Below are 18,188 nucleotides of genomic sequence, written 5' to 3'. Positions count from 1 at the left end.
CTCAGCGACGTGATCAACGTTGCACATCTACCCTGAAGCTCTCACACTACCCACTAAGATTGTTAATCAGGGGCAGCCCAGCGCACAATGTTAAAAAAATTGTTGCTTAGCGTCAGTGTTTTACTGCTACTCATCATCATTGGCATCACCGCCATTGTTATTCAGCCACAACTTCTGCAGGGCGCAATCTCGACAGGCGGCCAGCGTTTTGCCGGCCTCGATATCACCTTCGAGTCGCTCAGTTCCCACCGCAGCCCCCTCCGGCTGGAGCTGAAGGGACTGGAGCTTCGCAACCCCGACTGGCCCGAGCCAACGCTGTTACGCCTAGACACCTTGTCGCTGAAACTTATCGCCTCCCCCTTTAACGACGGCGCCTTCTGGTCGCTGCACAGTGAAGGGCTCACCGTTAATCTGGAGCACAACCGCGAGGGCGAACTCAACTGGCTGACCAGCAAACTGCGTGGCAACGGCGAAACCCCTCCGCCAGATGCTGAGCCTTCTTCCCCTGCCCCCGTGCAATTACCGGGCGATTTTAATTTTCAGGAAATTGTCCTGCTCGACAGTCATATTCATATTCTGCGCGCCGACGGCGAGCGCTATCACATCGACCTGCCCGAGGTGAGAGGTGAGCGCAGTGAAACGGCTAACGGTCACCTCTCATTGGAGCTGGCCTATGCCCAGCACCATTTTTTGGTGAGCGGGGATATCGTGTTGTTTGATCCCGGTGCCGGTGTGCTGGACTATCAACTCGCCATCGAACATGAAGACGCCCAACTGAAAAGCCAGGGCCGTCTATCACTAAGCCCCGACCTATCCGGCAGCCGCATAGATCTATCCCTCGCCTTGCAGCGCCTGGAGGCACTGGCAACCATGGCAGGTTTGGAGCATGCACCAGCGCTACCCGAAAGCCGCCTGGCCACAACCTTAGTCATCGACAATGGCTACCAGCTCAGCGACACCACTCTGGCCCTTGGCGACAACACCCTGTCTGGCACACTGACCATCGCCACTGATTTTTCGCAGGTCGACGCCACGCTGAGCAGCCCCGCATTGAATGTCGATGCACTGCAGGAAATTTTCGCGCCCGCCCCGCAGGAGTCAACACAGACCGATACGACAGCAGAACCAGCTGAGACCGCGATGGACTGGCAGTGGTTGAGCAAACCAGAAGTGAAAGCGACACTCGCGATTGAGCGACTGCTCGCCAGCGGCTGGCAACTGGATGCACTGAAGGTCACCGCCACAACGGGCGAGCAGCTGTCCGCGGACTTTAGTATTGCCACGGTAAGTGAGGCGGCCAGCCAACGCCAGCTAAACGAGGTAACGGGGGAATTGCGCCTGACGCCATTGGCACCGCAGAGCGAAGGCGCTGATGCCCGCTTAAAACTGGCACTAAGCGAGCGCGGCGTAAACATCGATATAGAAGGTGACGTTAACCTCAACGGCAAGGCTGGCAACGCGCTAAAGGTCCGCGCGCAAGCGCCACAAAGCGCACACCTTTGGGCACTGGCACAGCTGCCCTGGCAAGAAGCCGGCGCGCTGGAACTAACCGGGGAGTTCGCCAGTGAGGCGCAAGGCTACACGGTAAACAGTTCCGCCTCACTGGGTGAGCAACAGGCAGATATAACGCTGGAATACAAAACGCCTGAGGCCTTGGAGTACGGCCACCTAGACGGCCAATTAACCCTTAAAAACCTCTCGATGGCCTTCACTTCGCCCGCTAATGAAAGCGCTTCTACGCAAACCAGCACGCCGCGTCCGCGCGGCAAAAAATTGCTGAGTAAAGACCCCATCGCCTTTGATGCTCTGCATAAATTCGAAGGCCAGCTAAACATTGATCTTCAAGATGTCGATACCGGCTATACCTACATTAAGCGAGCCTCTCTCGCGCCCAGCGTGAAGAAAGGTGTGCTGACTCTCAGCGACAGTCGCATTCTTACCAACGGCGGTGACGCCCAGCTTTCCGCGCGGTTGGACGCCAACGGCGAGCGCCCGCAACTGCGCAGTGAAATCCGTGTTGACGGTAGCGACTACGGCAAGCTCGGCTTGGAAAAAGCGGCGGGCATCCGCGGTGGTACTGGCGATATACGCCTTAATCTGCGCGCCAGCGGAAACAGCCCTGCCGACCTGGCCGCCTCCCTCAACGGCCAGGTCGATATCAAAATTACCGACCTGGAGGCCAAGGGCAATGCGCTGAACCTGATCGGTAGCGACGTGCTCACCGAAACGTTTAACAAGCTCAATCCCTTTCGGGAAAAACGCAGCACCACACAGATCGAGTGCTTGGCCGTGCACTTTAAAGGCAATGACGGCAAATTCATTAGCAACGACGGCATCGCTCTGGAAACCGAAGCCAGTAAGATTATCGGTACAGGTCATATCGATTTTGCTAACGAAGAGTTGCGGTTCGGTATTTCGCCCATCGCTCGCAAGGGCGTTGGCATTAATGTTGGCGCCGCCGCCGGGTTGGTGCGACTGGGAGGCAGCTTCAGCAAACCGCGCGTGGAGGCCGACCCCGGCGGTATGTTTACCTCGGGTCTCTCTACTGGTGCAGCCATTTACACAGGCGGTCTGTCGCTGGTCGCGCAGGGTTTAATGAAGCGCGCGCTGTATTCGGGGAGTGCCTGTGATGGCGCCTTGGAAGAAATTCCCAGCGCTGACGAACTACCTCCGGAGTTACTGCAACCTGCTGACAATCCCGCCGCACCGGCCAGCACAGAACAAGTGACTCAGCCCAAAACCTAAGAGAGCCCGAGCCCTGGGCGGGTTAGTCAGCCATTTTCTTTAAGCGGTACACCCGAAAGCCATCCTGTTCGCAGAGCAGCTCATGTTCAGCGAACAACGCGGCGGCATAGCGCGGCAGGGGAATAAACTGGTTGACCACAAACAGCGCTTCGCCATTACGCTTGAGCAAGCGCGCGGCGGCCTTTAGGAATCGCTCAATCAGGCCGCCTTCAATAGCAAAGCCCTGATGAAACGGCGGGTTACACAGCACTAAATCCACCGGCCCACTGAGGCCATCGGCACAATCGGCCAGTTGGATGTCTGCAGTCAGACCGTGCACTTTCGCATTTTTCTCGCTGGCGAGTAGCGCTGTGGCATTGTTGTCGGTCATCAACCATTGGCAGTCAGGAAGTTGTTGGGCGGCCATAATACTGAGATAGCCATAGCCGCAACCAAGGTCAGCCAGCCGTTTGGGGGCACGCGCCATTGACGCCAACACGTCGGATAGTTGCTCAATTAGCAGAGCGCTGCCGCGATCGATTTTCTGCCAGCCGTAGATACCCGGCTTGCTGTACATAGCGGGCGACTCGTGGATCAGCCGCAGTTGCCGGTAGTCTTTATCTGGCAACCTCGCATCGCTGTCACCCTGTTTGGTCAGGGTGGCAACATAGGCACCGGCGTAGCACTTTTCGATGTGGCGCGAGGCATCGAATACCTTGGCAGCTTTGTCAGCGTAGCCTTTCACACCATCATTCTTGTAGCCGCTAAGCAGCAGGCGTCCCCCAACCGGGAGCGCTGACATCGCGGCGTTGATTAACATGTTGACCAGCGGCCTTTCTTTCGACACGCGGTACACAATAGTCTGCGGCGGTGCCTCAAGCGTTGCGGGCACGTCAAAGTCGCCCAACGACACGGAAAATCCCTCGGCAGAGAGCGCCTGAGCGGTATCGCAGCGATTACTAAATACGTGGCAGTCACTCCGCGCGGCCGGCAGCTCTCCCGAGACCTGTTCGTCGGCAAACCACCAAACCGGGCCCGCGAGTTCGGGCAGGCGGTCATAGAGCTGTTGCAGCGGCCCATCATTCATGTGGTGTCATCACGCTTGCGCGCTCCTCAGCGGTTAGCGGGCGGTACTCGCCCTCTTCCAGGGTTTCATCGAGCTCAATACCCCCAATCGCCTCGCGATGCAGCTCGATAACGGCATTTCCCAGCGCGCCAAACATACGCTTAACCTGGTGGTAACGCCCCTCGCAAATACGCAGGCGCGCTTCGCAGCTGGCGAGAATTTCCAGCTCGGCAGGTAAGGTACGCTGCTTGTCGTCTTTCAGGAAAATACCTTTCGCGAACTTTGCTATCGCCGCCTCGGCTATGGGCTCGGCCGTGCGCAGCCAGTATCGCTTCCAACACCGCTGCTTGGGCGAAGTAACGGCGTGAGACCAATTGCCATCGTCAGTCAGCAACACCAGACCGGTGGTATCGATATCCAAGCGGCCGGCAACGTGCAGCTTCTCGGGATTATCTTCATCGAGCAAATCCAGCACCGTTAAATGCCTGCGATCGCGGGCTGCGCAAACATAGTCCTGCGGTTTATTGAGCATAAAATAACGTGGCTGAGCACTGCGCAGTGGCTGCCCGCGCAGACGGATATCGGCATCCTCGGCGACCGCTGCTCGCGGATCGGTCAATAGCGAGCCGTCGAGACTGACCTCACCGGCTTTAATTAGGCGCTTGGCATCACTGCGAGAATAGTCAGTCACCGTTGCTAAAAAGCGATCTAGGCGGATGGTTTTACTGGAAGACACCCAATATATCCTGTTCAGGCACAAAAAAGGGGCTTGCGCCCCTTTCGTATTTTACATGCTTAAACGCGATATGCAGCGTCTAGTTTAGACGCCCGCCGCTACTTACTCGGCGCCCGCCTCTACATTGGCGTTCACACGAATATTACCTAAGCCCTTAATCGCTTTCTTGGCATCATCCGCTTTCGCCTTTGCATCGGCTTTTGCTTCAGCTCGGGCTTCAGCACGCGCCTGGGCTTCTTGCTCAGCTTTGGCATCACGCTCGGCGCGCTTGGCTTCCATCTTAGCTTTCTTTGCTTCCATTTCTGCGCGCTTTGCCTCGCGCTTGGCTTCCATTTCCGCACGCTTCTCGTCAGCTTTCGCCTTCATTTCAGCGCTTTTTTCTTTGCCGTACTGATTCGCTTCTTCTGCTGAAGCGCTGGCATTTACTTCGGCATTTGCCTCAACACTCGCTTCGCTAGAGCCGCCAAACAAGCGCCCAAAGAAACCGCGATCGTCGTCAGCCAAAGCCACAGTGCTGCTAAACATCACGGTGGCAGCAATAACACAGTGTTTAATCGACATAATGTATCCCCAGATATTGGTATTTGATTTTTCGTATTGTTACGCACCACGACCCTAGGGTCGTTTTCAGCGCTCACCCAAGTCGATGGGTGATCTAGCACTTTCACAGTCTAGATTTGGCGGCAAAGAACTCAAGCGCCCTGAGCAGCAATATTCACCGCAACTAAATCCAAGCTGTATTGTCCGGCAGCGCAAAACGCCACCGCAAACGCAGCTTACAACACCTAGCTGAATGGAATATGAACACTGACTCACAGAAAACAAACCGGGCGATGCGAGTATTGCGCGGCAAGTGCAATTGCCAAATTTTGGGAATACCCCTATCTTACTAGGGTGATTGCAAATGAAGACAAGAACACCAAGGAAGGAGTTCTCGATGCAACTAGCCAGACCTTACCTATTAGCGCTTGGCGTTAACCTTTCACTCTTGGCCTGCTCGGGCGGTAATTCAGCCGATACTAATGACGAGCCACTTACCGGCAAGCGATTCTTCGACTCTGCCGCCAGCAAATTTATTTCAGCCTCCCCCGGTATGACTCGCCGCCAAGCCAATTGCATTGTTTCAGCGATGACAGAGAGCGGAGAGATTGGCCTGGGAGAAATCAACGCCATGCGCAGCACCGAGAACGGCTTAAGCGGCCGCCAGTCGCTGATGGCGGCCTACCAAAAGGCCGCCGACGCCTGTCGCTAGTGTTCCCTGGTCGAGCGGAAGCGGACTTTCGGGTGGCGCTCTTCGGTCAATGACAGGTTTACCCTTGTCGGGGCAAGGTAGGTGAGGTGGCCACCACCATCAATGGCGAGGTTCTCGGCGCATTTGCGCTTGAACTCGTCAAAGGCTTTGGGATCGTCGCAATCTACCCAGCGAGCGGTATACACGTTGATCGGCTCGTAGATCGCCTCAACTTTATATTCGTCCTTGAGTCGGTAGGCGACCACATCAAACTGCAGCACCCCAACTGCCCCGACGATCAAGTCACTGTTGCGCTGAGGCATGAACACCTGGGTAGAGCCTTCCTCAGACAATTGTTGAAGGCCCTTTTGCAGCTGCTTGGACTTCATCGGATCACGCAGCCGGATGCGGCGAAACAGCTCAGGCGCAAAGTGGGGAATGCCGGTAAATTTCAGCTCTTCACCGCCGGTAAACGTATCGCCGATCTGAATAGTGCCGTGGTTGTGCAGGCCGATGATATCGCCAGAAACCGCCTCCTGCACCAGGGAGCGGTCGCCGGCAAGAAAGCTCACCGCATCGGCGATTTTTACGTCTTTACCGAGGCGCACATGGCGCATCTTCATACCTTTACTGTATGTGCCTGAGCAGATGCGCATAAAGGCAATGCGGTCGCGGTGTTTCGGGTCCATATTGGCCTGAATTTTAAAAACAAAGCCACTAAAGTCCTTTTCACCGGCATCGACTTCGCGCTGGTCGGTCTTGCGATTCAATGGCTCAGGCGCCCACTCCACAAATCCATCCAGCATTTCCCGCACACCAAAATTCGACAGCGCGGTACCGAAATACACCGGCGTCAACTTACCCGCCAGATAGGCGTCGTGGTCAAACTCGTGGCTGGCGCCGCGCACCAGCTCGATTTCGTCGAGGTAATCCTCATACTCATCGCCCAACAGTTCTCGGGCGGCGTCGCTCTCAAGCCCGTCGATACGAATATCTTCAGCAATAACACTGCCCTTGCCAGGCTGAAAAACATGGATGGTATCGGTGTAGAGGTTGTATACCCCCTTGAACTCACTTCCCATGCCGATGGGCCAGTTGATTGGCGCAGCCTCGATCCCCAGTACGCTTTCGATTTCATCGAGCAGCTCTATTGGGTCGCGAATATCGCGGTCCATCTTGTTAACAAAGCTGAGGATGGGCGTGTCTCGCAGGCGACACACGTTCATCAACTTAATGGTGCGGTCCTCGACTCCCTTGGCACCATCGATCACCATCAGCGCCGAATCCACCGCCGTCAACGTGCGGTAGGTATCCTCTGAGAAATCCTCGTGTCCCGGGGTATCCAGCAGATTGACGATGCGGTCCCGATAAGGGAATTGCATCACTGATGAAGTTACGGAAATGCCGCGCTCCTTTTCCAAGCTCATCCAGTCAGAGGTGGCCGATTTGTCGTTCTTTTTACCTTTAACCGTACCGGCGACCTGGATCAGTTGGCCGAGCAGAATCAACTTCTCAGTGATGGTGGTTTTACCGGCATCGGGGTGGGAAATAATCGCAAAGGTGCGACGCTTGGCGATTTGCTGATCTAGCGACTGCTCTGACATGGGCTATCTTCTGCTGTGTGAAAAGAACCGGCACGCTCACCGGAAAAAGATCGGCGATTCTACGCCATCGCCGCACCATTTTCAGCAATTGCCCGGCCAAACTGTTCAAATATTAGGCATTTATCTGGTGCTGCCCCGCGTTATCGCGTAAGCTAGCCCGCCGCCAAAATCGGCGGTTTTGAATACAGGAAGCCCTCGCGATTGGCATCGGCCACTCGCCCTTGCGCCTTCCACATTGAGACGATCTATGCAGTTTACTTCCCTGGGCCTGTCGGCCCCGATTCTAGAAGCCGTTGCCGATAGCGGTTACAGCACACCTTCACCTATTCAAGCGAAAGCGATTCCCGCCGTACTCGACGGCCGCGATGTCATGGCTGCCGCGCAAACCGGCACCGGCAAAACCGCTGGTTTTACCCTGCCGATATTGGAAATACTCTCGAAAGGAAAGCGCGCGTCCTCCAACCAGGCGCGCACATTGATTCTAACGCCGACTCGCGAACTCGCCGCCCAGATCGGCGACAATGTTCACAAGTACGGTAAGAACCTGCCGCTGCGTTCAACGGTGGTTTTTGGTGGCGTAAAAATCAACCCGCAGATGATGAAGCTGCGCAAAGGCGTTGATATTTTGGTGGCGACCCCTGGCCGCCTGCTCGACTTGTACCAACAAAATGCTGTTCGCTTTGACGAACTGGAAGTACTGGTGCTGGATGAAGCCGACCGCATGTTGGACATGGGCTTTATTCACGACATTCGCAAAATTCTGGCACTGCTGCCCGCCAAGCGACAGAACTTGATGTTTTCTGCGACTTTCTCTGATGATATTCGCAAGCTTGCCAAGGGCATTGTTAACAATCCGGTCGAAGTGTCGGTAACGCCGCCAAACAGCACCGCCGAACGCGTTGAACAATGGATATGCCCGGTCGATAAAAAACGCAAACCGGCACTGCTGGCAAAATTAATCGAAGAGAATGGCTGGCATCAGGTACTGGTGTTTTCACGCACTAAACACGGCGCCAATAAACTCAGCCGTTTTCTCGACGAACGCGGCATTCCCTCGGCACCGATTCACGGCAACAAGAGCCAGAATGCCCGCACCAAAGCGCTGGCAGAGTTTAAAAGCGGTAAGATTCAAGCGCTGGTGGCCACCGATATCGCCGCGCGCGGTTTGGACATTAGTCACTTGCCCTACGTTGTGAATGTCGACCTGCCGAATGTGCCGGAAGATTATGTGCACCGCATTGGTCGCACGGGGCGCGCCGGCGCCGCCGGGCAGGCCGTTTCACTGGTGAGCGCCGACGAATTTGACCAACTCAGCGACATTGAGCGCCTGATCAAACAACTGCTGCGCCGCGAAGAAATTGAAGGCTTTGAGCCAAGTCACGTATTGCCGGAATCGCGCCTGAACGCGCGCCCCGGACGCAGCCGTAAGCCACAGCAAAACCGCAAACCCCGCCCGGAGCACCGGGACGGACAGCGTCCACCGCAAGCGAGACGGCGCCGACGCCGCCCCGCCGCTGACGGCAACCGCAGTGCGCGGCCAGCAAATGGAAACCGCTAATCCCGACCGAGCGCGGCGCGGGTAGAGACGCCTGCCGCTGCGCGCTGCTTACTGCGGCGCTTATGTCTGGCGCGGCGTCGTTTGGCGCGTCGCGTCAACCACAGATAGCCGCCGGTGAAAGCCAACAGTAGCGGCGCCAACCCCAGCACACTCCATATAACGCGACTGGTCAGCCCGGCGAAGTTCCCAAAGTGCAGGCGCCGAAAGCTGTCCAATACCTTTGCCCCCACCCCAGCAGTTCGAATGTCACTCGCCGCTAATGCCTCCCCCGTATCGGCATTGAAACCGACGCTGCTCGCGTATTCACTCAGCAGAGGATTGGCCGAGCCAACGTCACCCCAGAAACGGATCGCCCGACCGGGCTCCCAGGGCAGGGACACGTAGCGGGCCGTAAAGCCGGGCAACTGTGCCTGACTCTTGGCAAGCAAGGCATCCAGCGACAGGTCGCGACTGTACATCGGCCCTTCAACTATCGGATGCTCGTGGCCATCGGCATGCTCTTGGTATTCCTCGATACTGTGCGCGATATTCCAATAGCCTCCGGTAATACCGAGCACCAACAACACCGGCGATGCCAGCGCACCACTCAATTTGTGCAGGTCGCTGTAGTAGACGATGCGCCGACCGTGGCGACGCAAGGTGAACAGATTTTTCCAAAACCTGCGATGCAGAATCAGGCCGCTAATGCCAAGCAGGCACAGCACGACCGCCACCACCGCACTCACAATAATGCCGGCATCGTCCAACAACAGGGTGTAGTGCAACTCCAGCAACCAGTCACTGAGATAGTGATCGGTGGCCACCGCTGGCGCCAATATTTCACCGCGATAGGGGTCTACCAAGGTATACAGCCAGTCTCGACTGCCGTGCGCAATCACATACACCTGATCGGCACGCTGCGGATCATCAAACAGCGTCCAGCCGACGATTTCATGATTCGGCAAACCTTGGTGCAGCACCGTTTGCAATGCATCCAGGGACTGCCGCGGCCCGGCCACCTCAACCCGTACCTTTTCGGGCATCAGCAGGCGGTCAATTTCGTGCTTGAACACGAGGACACTGCCGGTCGCACAGATAACGACCAAGGGTAGGCAAGCGGCCAGCGCCAACCAGCTGTGCCATTTGAACAGCCACTTATTCATGTCAGTAGTTCCAGCGCACCGTCAGCGACGCGTTGCGAGGCGCGGCATAAAACGCCTGGTCCCAATAGAGGCTGTTCAGGTATTTTTCATCACCTAGGTTATTGCCATTGATGGCGATGCTCAGCGTTTCATCATACTGATAGCTGACAAAGGCATTCACAACGGAATACGCCTCCTGCTCCACACGCATTCCATCTTTGGTATCCCGGCGGGTATCATCCTGCCATCGCACGGAACTACCCACCTTCCATTTCGACGCCCAGGGCAATTGATAGCTCAGCGCCGCAGCAAGAATACGCTTAGGCACAAAGCGCCGGGCCGTATCGCCCTCTTCATCCTCTATACGCAGTTGGGTAAGGCTGACATTCGCCGACAGGCCCTCAGTGATCTGGCCGTAGACATCCAGTTCCAGACCTTCGCTTTGATAGTCGCGACCAACATAGACGTTCCGCCCCAGCGTTGTGTCAAAACCATCCGACTCGGCAACGTGCTGGTGCTTGGCTTGGAATAGCGCCACAGCAACGGTTAGGCGCTGGTCAAAGAAGGCCGACTTTAAGCCCAGTTCCGTATTGCTCCCTTCGGCGGGGTCTAAACGGTCATCATTGCGATCCAGGTCGCGCTGGGGCATGAACGTTTCGGTATAGCTCAGGTAGGCACTGTGATTATCGGCATATTCATACACCACACCGCTGTAGGGCAGTATCTTGCCGCTGGCCCGCGTCGCCTTCGACTTCCCGTAACTGTCGCCCTTGCTGCGCCAGTCCAACACCCGGGCGCCACCAATAAAGCTTAACTGCTCGCTCAGTCGAATACGGCTCGCCGCGTATGCCGCCTGCTGAACATCCTGCCAGTCGCTGCCCGTGCGGCCATCGACAAAATTCGGCGTCGGCGCGCGTCCCCGCCACTGCGAAAAATCGTCTATCGCGGGGAAGCCATTGGTGTAGTCATACAGGGAAACGTCTTCAATGTTGCTCTGCGCATAGTTAACGCCGAAAACAGCGTCGTGTTCACGCCCCCACAGCGTGTAACGCCCTTGCAAGTAGGCATCGAGCTGTTGGCGGCGATCATCCAGCGTGTATTCGCTGGCATACCCGATCATGCCTGACTCAGACGCCCGGTCCGGCAAGTTATACATATAAAACAGGTGGCTATCGCTATCGGTGTCGTCGTATTGATACACCGCTTTAAACTGCCAGTCTTCAGCAACCGGCACCGACCATTCGACAAAGGCACTGCGGTTGCGATTATCCCAGTACGCCCAATCTGCCGAGGTACTTGTCGACACGTCGTAGTCTGTCTGGCTGCCATCGCTGTAGTTCATCGGCAGCGCCCCCCAAAGCGGACTGTCTGCCTGGCGGTCTTCAATGGTGAGCCCCGCGGTTAAGCGACCGGCACTGGCGAGGTCCTGTTCAATCACCCCGTAGATAACGCGATTGTAAGTTTCGTAGCGATCTAAATGCGACTCGCCTTTTTCAATGGCCGCCACTAAACGGCCTCGGGTATTGCCCGCCAGTGCCCCACCAGCATCCAACTCTAAACGCCGTGTGTTCCATGAACCCAGCGTCGCGGCCACCGAGAGCGCGAGGTCATCACTCGGGCGCTTGCGAATTAAGTTGATCGTGGCCGAGGGATTACCGGCCCCCGACATCAAGCCATTGGCACCGCGCAGCACGTCGATACGTTCGAAGAGCGCCGAGTCGACACTGCCATACACACTACCCGAGCTGAGCGGCAAGCCAATGCCGTCGCGCTGAAAATTGGTGATATCGAAGCCGCGAGCCGTGTAGTAGGTACGATCGGTCTCAATACTTTGTACCTGAACCGTCGCCTGATTGGCCAGCGCGTCATTGAGATTGTGCAGAGCGAAATCATCGAGTTGCGAACGGCTGATCGCACTTAGCGATTGAGGGGTTTCCAATACCGACAACCCCAGGCGGGTAGCCGTTTCGCCATCACTAAGGCCGTACTGCGCGGCATCGCGCTGGCCGTATACCTCGACGGTTTCCAAGTGGTCATTGGCAAAAATAGGGGGGCTAAAAGCAAGGCTCAGGGCCAGTGGCCCGGTGTAAATCCGCCAAGACGACATACTGCACGCTCCATGATCTAACGAAAGAGCGCAGCATGCTATTGCAAATGATATTGATTATCAACTCTATTATTGATTGCGACCGTCTTCCTCCAACCAGCGCTTGCGTCGCACCTGGGCGCGCAACAGACTGACCACCTCATCAAGCGCGGGGCCGAAATCTCGCGGTCTGGCGCGGCGCTCATCGACGAGGTCATCGATAACACTGCGCACCAAGCTCTCCAGTAGTTCTCCACCCAGTGCCGCGTTGTTGTCGCCGTAGCCAAATAACTCATCAATGGTGTCGCAACTGGCGCTGACCAGAATACTCTCCAGTGCCTCGATAATGGCATCGCCGACGCCCGGCAACCGATCCAGGCGCTGCGCCGCCGCATTGTGCGCAAGAGTGCGCTGCACAAGTTCGGTAACGTAACGATGAATATCCTGGCGGCGCTGCCCGTAGACGGTATTTGCCGTTGTACCGATGCGCTCGGCCAGCGCCGATGACAACGGCTCCCGACGCGGCGCAATGACCTTCTGCAAAATTTGGTCAGGTAGCTCCGACGCGCCACTGCGCAGTTCAGACTGGACGCCGGAGAGCACATTGTCGACAATGCGGTCCGAGAGTTCTTCAATCAAAATGCGGTAGTAACGCATCACAATGCCGTAGGCGGGCCACTGCTGAACATGGATCAGGCCCAGACGCTGCAGGCGGAACAATATCGAAAACACCCGCAATATTCTCAGCCAGCGGAAGCCCGCCAGGGGTATGCAACCCAGCACGTCGTACCAGTGAACGAAGGGATAAAACCACCAGCGCTCATAGCGGCGCTCCCACGCTGCCAAGCCCCAGCCCAAAACGACGTCGAAGACAAACACCGCCACAAAAAGTAAGTCGATAGTTTGGAAATTTGCATGCACCTGATCGGTATAGCGCTGATGAAAAGCAGGCAACACCTCAGCTAAAAACTGGTTAAACGGTGCGAAAATAAACAGGCTATCAAAGACAATAAGCAGCAGGTTGGCCGACACTAACAATATCACCAGCAGATCCCACAACAGCAGCAACTGCTCTTCCAGGCGGCTACTCTGTTGGCGGCTGTGACGGCTCTTCGCGGATTCTTCTGGCTCACTCATCGCGGCATCCTTTTTGGCGAGATCAATACTGTGACCGACCAAGGCCGCCAGGATTCAACCCGATTTGGCGGCGTGCTCTAGTTGGCTGCGCTGGCGAACCCGCTCAGCAGGAATACTGAGCTGGGCGAGCAAATATTCTTTGAACTCCGGCGGGTAGTCCTGCCGATCCAGTGCGCGCTGCATGCACCACAGCCATTGGTCTCGCTCTTCTGACCCGATTCGCAAATGCTTGTGGATATCGGGAATACTGATCGCACCGAAGTGCTCACGATACAGGCGCGGCCCGCCCAACCAGCCCGACAGAAAATAACTCAAGCGCTGGCGCGAAGAGGACAGGTCGTCAGGGTGCATGGCGCGGATTACCGCCGCATGGGGTTCGGTGTCCATAACGGCGTAAAAATCATCGACCAGCGCAGTAATGCCCGCCAGCTCCCCCGCCGCTTTGTAGGACGCATCGCCCTCGCCAAATGCCAATTTAAGACTCACACTCGCTCCTCAATATCATCGCCGCCACGCGCGCTCAGTCACCGTTATCGTCACAGTCGCTCTATGATGACAGCGGCGCCAATACCCGAGGCTCCGGTTGCAACGACCATTCCCAGGCGGCCATCGCGCTGTTCCAACGCATCCACCAAACACGACAATAGTACCGCACCGGTGGCGCCCATTGGGTGCCCTTTTGCCAGGTGGCCGCCAGCAATATTTACTTTACTGGGGTCAACGCGATAGCGCTGTTCAAACAGCGCCGGCACAACGGCAAAGGCCTCCATCATCTCGATAACATCGATATCGTCCAGCGATAAACCCGCGCGACTCAGCACCTGCTCCATCGCCGCAAAGCCGCCCGTCAGGGACTCCTCAGGACTGCCGCAGTGCTCTGACAGTGCAATGAAGCGGGCCCGCGGCGCGCTTTCCAGCGGCAAATTCGCAGGGCCGATCAACGCCACCGCAGCACCATCCACCATGGGCGGCATATGCGCAAAACTGTGTCGCGCGTCCAATGCGCGGCCATGCAGCGTCTCAGCATAGGGCTTGGCAAAGTCGGCAAAGGCCGGCGGCATTGCCGCCAGGCTTTCAGCAGAAAGCTGCGCCTGAATCGCTTCGTCGCGATCTGCCAGCACACTGCCGTCGGCCGACGTCATCGCCACCAGCGACGCATTGAACGCCGGCTGTTGCTGCGCAGCCGCCGCTCGCTGGTGGGAGCGCAATGCCTGTGCATTGAGTTGTTCAACCGTCACATCAAACTGACTGGCCAACAGGTCGGCGGCCACCGGAACAGGAATGAATCGCCCCTTGCGCGGCAGACTAGCGTCACTGTAATAGCTGGCGCGGTCGGCCATAAAAGGTACCTGGCTTAAATTCTCGACGCCGCCCGCCAGGCTCATATGACTCATGCCAGCCTGCACTGCCAACACCGCCTGGCTAATGGCCGTGAGACCCGATACGCAGTAGTTATTCAGCGTGTAAGCGGCTGCACTGTCGCTAAGCCCTGCGGCCATTTTGCTGACCAGGGCAATATTGCCCCCCTGACTGGACACTTGACCGACACAGCCCAGCAGCAGCTGAGCCGACTCTCGCACGCCCGGGTGACGCCCTTCCATGGCCGACAACAACTGCCTAACCATCTCGTGCGGCGGCATCGTCGCCAAACTCCCCTGTTCGGCTTTGGCCTTGGCTCGCGGGCTGCGCAAACAGTCGTATAGGTACGCGTCCATTTCTGCTCCTTATTCCTCTCGGTTCACGGCTCACGGGCGGGCAGGAAAAAGGTATCACAATGCAAGTAATAAATCTTACACAGGCAAACGAAGAAAGAAGACCGCAGCCATCACCAACCCCACCACCACAATACCGCCGCGTAACCACGACGCTGGAATACGATAGGCCAACGCAGCACCCGCATACCCGCCAACAATAGCAGCCACCGCCATCGGCAGGAACGACGCCCACACCACCATGTCACCCGCGGCATACACCAACACCGCAATAGCAGTCAGCACCGCGGATAACACATTTTTCACCCCGTTCATGCTGTGCAGATTGCGCTGCCCGAGTAAGCCCAGGGCCGCCAACAAAATAATGCCCAAACCACCATTGAAGTAGCCGCCATAGAGACACACCACAAACACACTGCTAAGGGCCAGAGGCCGCCTAACCTCGCGGACGGAAGCCAGTAATGACGGGGCCAGCGCGAACAGCATGGTTGCCAGCAGTATCAACCAGGGCGCCAGGCGCGCAAACCACTGCGGGTCGCCGACCGTTAACAGCGCCGCGCCAAGGCTGCCACCCAGTAGGCTAATCCCCAACAGACGTGACCAAGACAGGCCTGCAGGCGCATGAATATCGCGACGAAAGCGCCAGGCGCTCATGATATAGCCGGGCAGCAACGCCGCTGTACCCGTGGCATTCGCCATTACCGGCGGCAATCCGGCAAACACCAGTGCCGGTAAGGTGACAAAACTGCCGCCGCCCGCCAGTGCATTCATCGCCCCACCAACAAATCCAGCGGTGACAATTAGCAGTAGCTCCACGCAAAACCTCCCGTACCGCTCGGTGAAATCTGAAGATGCAAATCAGCCAGCGATCGGCGCCCGGTAATCGCGGCTGTAATACCCCGGCGGTTATTGACGACTCTGCGGCGCCCTAAGCGAATAGACCACCAGCCAAGCACCCAGGGTAAGATCCACCGCTGCGCAAAAGGCTGGCCACCAGATCGGTACACCGGGGTTGTCGATAAGGCCGTCGTGGAGGATATCGAATACGGCGTGCAACGCAATGCCAACGCCCACCCCCAGCGGCCAGTAAAACGCGGCAAGCAAGGCCGCTGCGGTAAACGCCAGCGCGACAAGCGCCTCCTCAAAAACAGCTTGCCCAGCCATACAGGCAAACAAAAGGTAGTAACTGGCGATCACAATTAACACGGTGGGGTAAAAGCTTCTATCCCGGTCAAACTGCATCCAGCGTGCAGATGCCGCAATCACCACCGCAAGCGCGATCCCCAGCATAATGGGCATCATGTTTTCTCTCCACAAGCACTAATCGCAGGCTGCTCAGTCATTGAAATACGCGCTGTGATCAGCCTCGTAAAATAAGCGATCATTGGGACGGGGAATGGCCGAGGGCAAGCCCGAGCCACGCCGCGTGCGCGCAGCGGTGTACTTAAAACCGGGGCCGGAGGTTTTTTCGTCACACCACAAGCAGGCATTGAGCTTACCGGTTTTTTCATTCTCCAGCGGGCAGCCATTGGCCTGAAGGATGGCCCGCAAGGCGGGGTCGTCGCTTTCCACATCCGCGGGGCAGGCACTAAATTCGCCTTTCACCATGGTATTGAAAACGCCGCGCAACAGCGGCGACAACCAGGCATCGCGCCCGTAACTGCGCATACAGTCCAGAGCACATTCGGCGCCTGTATGTATGCCGTTGTACGCCCAGCTCTCCGCGCACATTTCTGTGAAGCCCACTTCCTCGATAATGCACTGCTTAACGTCGTCCAGCTTACCGACCTGCCCTCGCCCCTTCTTGGTACAGGCGCGCACGGGTGTCGTTTGATCGGGAATGCCCATATATGCCGCTAGATCTTGTAGCGTCGAGCACGTGCCGCAGTGGTACTGATGCGTAATGGTCCAGCCCGCTTGTTTAGCTGCCTCGCCATTGGCGAAGGTTTTCAGCTCATAGCGCTGCTGGGCTGCATCGGTAAACTTTACCGCACACACCTCCTGCGCCACAGCCTTGCCGTGACTCACGTCGCTGAACCACTGGCTGACGCGCTGTTGCTGAAAGTAATTGGGACGGCCATTTTCCAGCTCGTAGCCTTCCGCACTGTCGGTGTAACCCTCCGGGTTGTGAACCGTTTTGCCGTCGCGAACGACACTGCGCGGTTTGGGCAACGCTATCGAGGCCTCCTCCGCGCGAGGATAATAGGGATTGGCGCTGGCAAAGCCCTCGCCACGATTCACATCACTCTGCAGGGCGAGCTGCTCAACGATATCAGCGTGATTCACCGCCCGGGTGTTATACAGGCGGATGACCAGCTCCCGCGTCTCGCTCTGGCCTAGTGCCACCCCGGTATTCGGATTGCGGTAGTGAATATCGGCGTCGAGGATATTGTAGCGGCCAATATGGGTCTGCGGCGCAGGCTCTGCCACCGCAAACTCAGCAGCCACCAGCACGCCAAGGCAGAGAAGAAGGGCTTTCATTCGCACAGTCTCTTGTCGATAAAAGCGTGATTAAAGCAGACGCTGCGCGCTGGCGCCCTCGTCTTTTTGGCGCTTGTGAGCGATCACATAGACATGGGATTGCGGGTGCTGATCGCGCTCGCAGTGGAGGATGGTCAGCCCCTCGCTCATTAGCACGCGGAGATTTTCCGAAATACCGATAGAGCTGTAGTGAAAATCGCGACCATGCCACTGGTCGATGTGGCTACCCTCGGCGTCGCCGAAGCTGTATATCAGCACGCCGTTGTCATCGAGTAGTCGACACAGCTTTCTCAGCACTGGCTCGTGCTCGTTGAGCGGGAGGTGAAAAAGGCTGTCCCAGGCCAGAATCAGTGCGAAGCGCCGCTGGCTCTGCCATTGGCAAATGTCGGCGCGACAGAACCCCAGCCCCGGATGCGCCTGTTGCGCCAGACTCAACATCCCCGCCGAAACATCGATGCCCTCAGGCGTAAAGCCCGCTTGCTGAAGGGCGTCAATCATCCGCCCTCCCACGCCGCAACCGACATCCAGTGCGTCGCCCACAATCGGGCAATAACGTATCGCGCGCCGCAGGGCACTCAGTCCGTAGTCGGAATGCAGCATATCGCGCTGATAAAGCGGGGCAATGTAGTCGTAGGTTGCGCCAAGTTCCTGCGGCGTCATGGATTCGTCCTTGCTGTGGGCCGGTATCAACAGGCAGTGAAGCTCACCTTAACGTAGAGGCCCAGCATAAAA

16 protein-coding genes are annotated in these 18,188 nt (G+C 57.1%); 3 read left to right on the top strand and 13 right to left on the bottom strand.

Annotated elements, in window-relative coordinates; all coding sequences use genetic code 11:
- The first annotated feature begins 87 nt into the window (after window positions 1–87).
- The gene (locus HNR64_RS09785) at window positions 88–2,745 is read left to right on the top strand and encodes an AsmA family protein (RefSeq protein ID WP_204996304.1); all 2,658 of its coding nucleotides are present in this window, start codon (window positions 88–90) and stop codon (window positions 2,743–2,745) included.
- A gap of 22 nt (window positions 2,746–2,767) precedes the next feature.
- Here the strand turns inward: HNR64_RS09785 and HNR64_RS09780 are convergent, their stop codons facing one another.
- From HNR64_RS09780 to HNR64_RS09770, 3 genes are all read right to left on the bottom strand, one after another.
- Entirely contained in the window at window positions 2,768–3,811 is a 1,044-nt protein-coding gene (locus tag HNR64_RS09780) for a class I SAM-dependent methyltransferase (protein ID WP_204996303.1), read from the bottom strand.
- The gene (gene rsuA / locus HNR64_RS09775) at window positions 3,804–4,526 is read right to left on the bottom strand and encodes a 16S rRNA pseudouridine(516) synthase RsuA (protein ID WP_288363435.1); all 723 of its coding nucleotides are present in this window, start codon (window positions 4,524–4,526) and stop codon (window positions 3,804–3,806) included. The genes HNR64_RS09780 and rsuA overlap by 8 nt, the downstream gene beginning before the upstream one ends.
- A gap of 102 nt (window positions 4,527–4,628) precedes the next feature.
- Window positions 4,629–5,087, bottom strand: a complete 459-nt coding sequence (locus HNR64_RS09770) for a hypothetical protein (RefSeq protein ID WP_204996302.1) — start codon at window positions 5,085–5,087, stop codon at window positions 4,629–4,631.
- 376 nt (window positions 5,088–5,463) lie between these two features.
- Here HNR64_RS09770 and HNR64_RS09765 point away from each other — a divergent pair, with 376 nt between their 5' ends.
- Window positions 5,464–5,778 carry a hypothetical protein gene (locus HNR64_RS09765; RefSeq protein ID WP_204996301.1) on the top strand — a complete coding sequence of 105 codons (315 nt, stop codon included), beginning with the start codon at window positions 5,464–5,466 and terminating at the stop codon, window positions 5,776–5,778.
- Here the strand turns inward: HNR64_RS09765 and HNR64_RS09760 are convergent.
- Window positions 5,775–7,361, bottom strand: coding sequence for a peptide chain release factor 3 (locus HNR64_RS09760; RefSeq protein WP_204996300.1), 1,587 nt, complete (start codon window positions 7,359–7,361; stop codon window positions 5,775–5,777). The genes HNR64_RS09765 and HNR64_RS09760 overlap by 4 nt on opposite strands.
- Window positions 7,362–7,608: 247 nt before the next feature.
- Between HNR64_RS09760 and HNR64_RS09755 the strand changes: the two genes are divergently transcribed.
- Window positions 7,609–8,919, top strand: coding sequence for a DEAD/DEAH box helicase (locus tag HNR64_RS09755; protein ID WP_204996299.1), 1,311 nt, complete (start codon window positions 7,609–7,611; stop codon window positions 8,917–8,919).
- Here the strand turns inward: HNR64_RS09755 and HNR64_RS09750 are convergent.
- The 9 genes from HNR64_RS09750 to HNR64_RS09710 form a co-directional block, all read right to left on the bottom strand.
- A complete protein-coding gene (locus HNR64_RS09750) occupies window positions 8,916–10,061 on the bottom strand; it encodes a PepSY-associated TM helix domain-containing protein (protein ID WP_204996298.1) in 1,146 nt (381 codons plus the stop codon). The genes HNR64_RS09755 and HNR64_RS09750 overlap by 4 nt on opposite strands.
- A gap of 1 nt (window position 10,062) precedes the next feature.
- On the bottom strand, window positions 10,063–12,147 hold the full coding sequence (locus HNR64_RS09745) for a TonB-dependent siderophore receptor (protein WP_204996297.1): 2,085 nt from the start codon (window positions 12,145–12,147) through the stop codon (window positions 10,063–10,065).
- A gap of 69 nt (window positions 12,148–12,216) precedes the next feature.
- Entirely contained in the window at window positions 12,217–13,263 is a 1,047-nt protein-coding gene (locus HNR64_RS09740; protein WP_204996296.1) for a hypothetical protein, read from the bottom strand.
- Window positions 13,264–13,317: 54 nt separating this feature from the next.
- The gene (locus tag HNR64_RS09735) at window positions 13,318–13,749 is read right to left on the bottom strand and encodes a group II truncated hemoglobin (protein ID WP_204996295.1); all 432 of its coding nucleotides are present in this window, start codon (window positions 13,747–13,749) and stop codon (window positions 13,318–13,320) included.
- A gap of 50 nt (window positions 13,750–13,799) precedes the next feature.
- Complete coding sequence (locus HNR64_RS09730) at window positions 13,800–14,978, bottom strand: acetyl-CoA C-acyltransferase (protein WP_204996294.1); 1,179 nt, start codon at window positions 14,976–14,978, stop codon at window positions 13,800–13,802.
- A gap of 75 nt (window positions 14,979–15,053) precedes the next feature.
- A complete protein-coding gene (locus HNR64_RS09725) occupies window positions 15,054–15,791 on the bottom strand; it encodes a sulfite exporter TauE/SafE family protein (protein ID WP_204996293.1) in 738 nt (245 codons plus the stop codon).
- Between the two features lie 90 nt (window positions 15,792–15,881).
- Window positions 15,882–16,277, bottom strand: a complete 396-nt coding sequence (locus HNR64_RS09720) for a hypothetical protein (protein WP_204996292.1) — start codon at window positions 16,275–16,277, stop codon at window positions 15,882–15,884.
- A 33-nt stretch (window positions 16,278–16,310) separates the two neighbouring features.
- Window positions 16,311–17,456: a hypothetical protein gene (locus HNR64_RS09715; protein ID WP_204996291.1), complete on the bottom strand. Its 1,146-nt coding sequence runs from the start codon at window positions 17,454–17,456 to the stop codon at window positions 16,311–16,313.
- 30 nt (window positions 17,457–17,486) lie between these two features.
- Window positions 17,487–18,116 (bottom strand): class I SAM-dependent DNA methyltransferase, encoded by a 630-nt coding sequence (locus HNR64_RS09710; RefSeq protein WP_204996290.1) that lies wholly within the window; start codon window positions 18,114–18,116, stop codon window positions 17,487–17,489.
- Window positions 18,117–18,188: the final 72 nt, after the last annotated feature.

Source organism: Spongiibacter marinus (assembly GCF_016906995.1).
In the GTDB taxonomy this organism is placed as follows: domain Bacteria; phylum Pseudomonadota; class Gammaproteobacteria; order Pseudomonadales; family Spongiibacteraceae; genus Spongiibacter; species Spongiibacter marinus.
The sequence above is the reverse complement of the archived record's forward strand: the minus strand, read 5'-3'. Positions and strand labels throughout refer to the sequence as shown.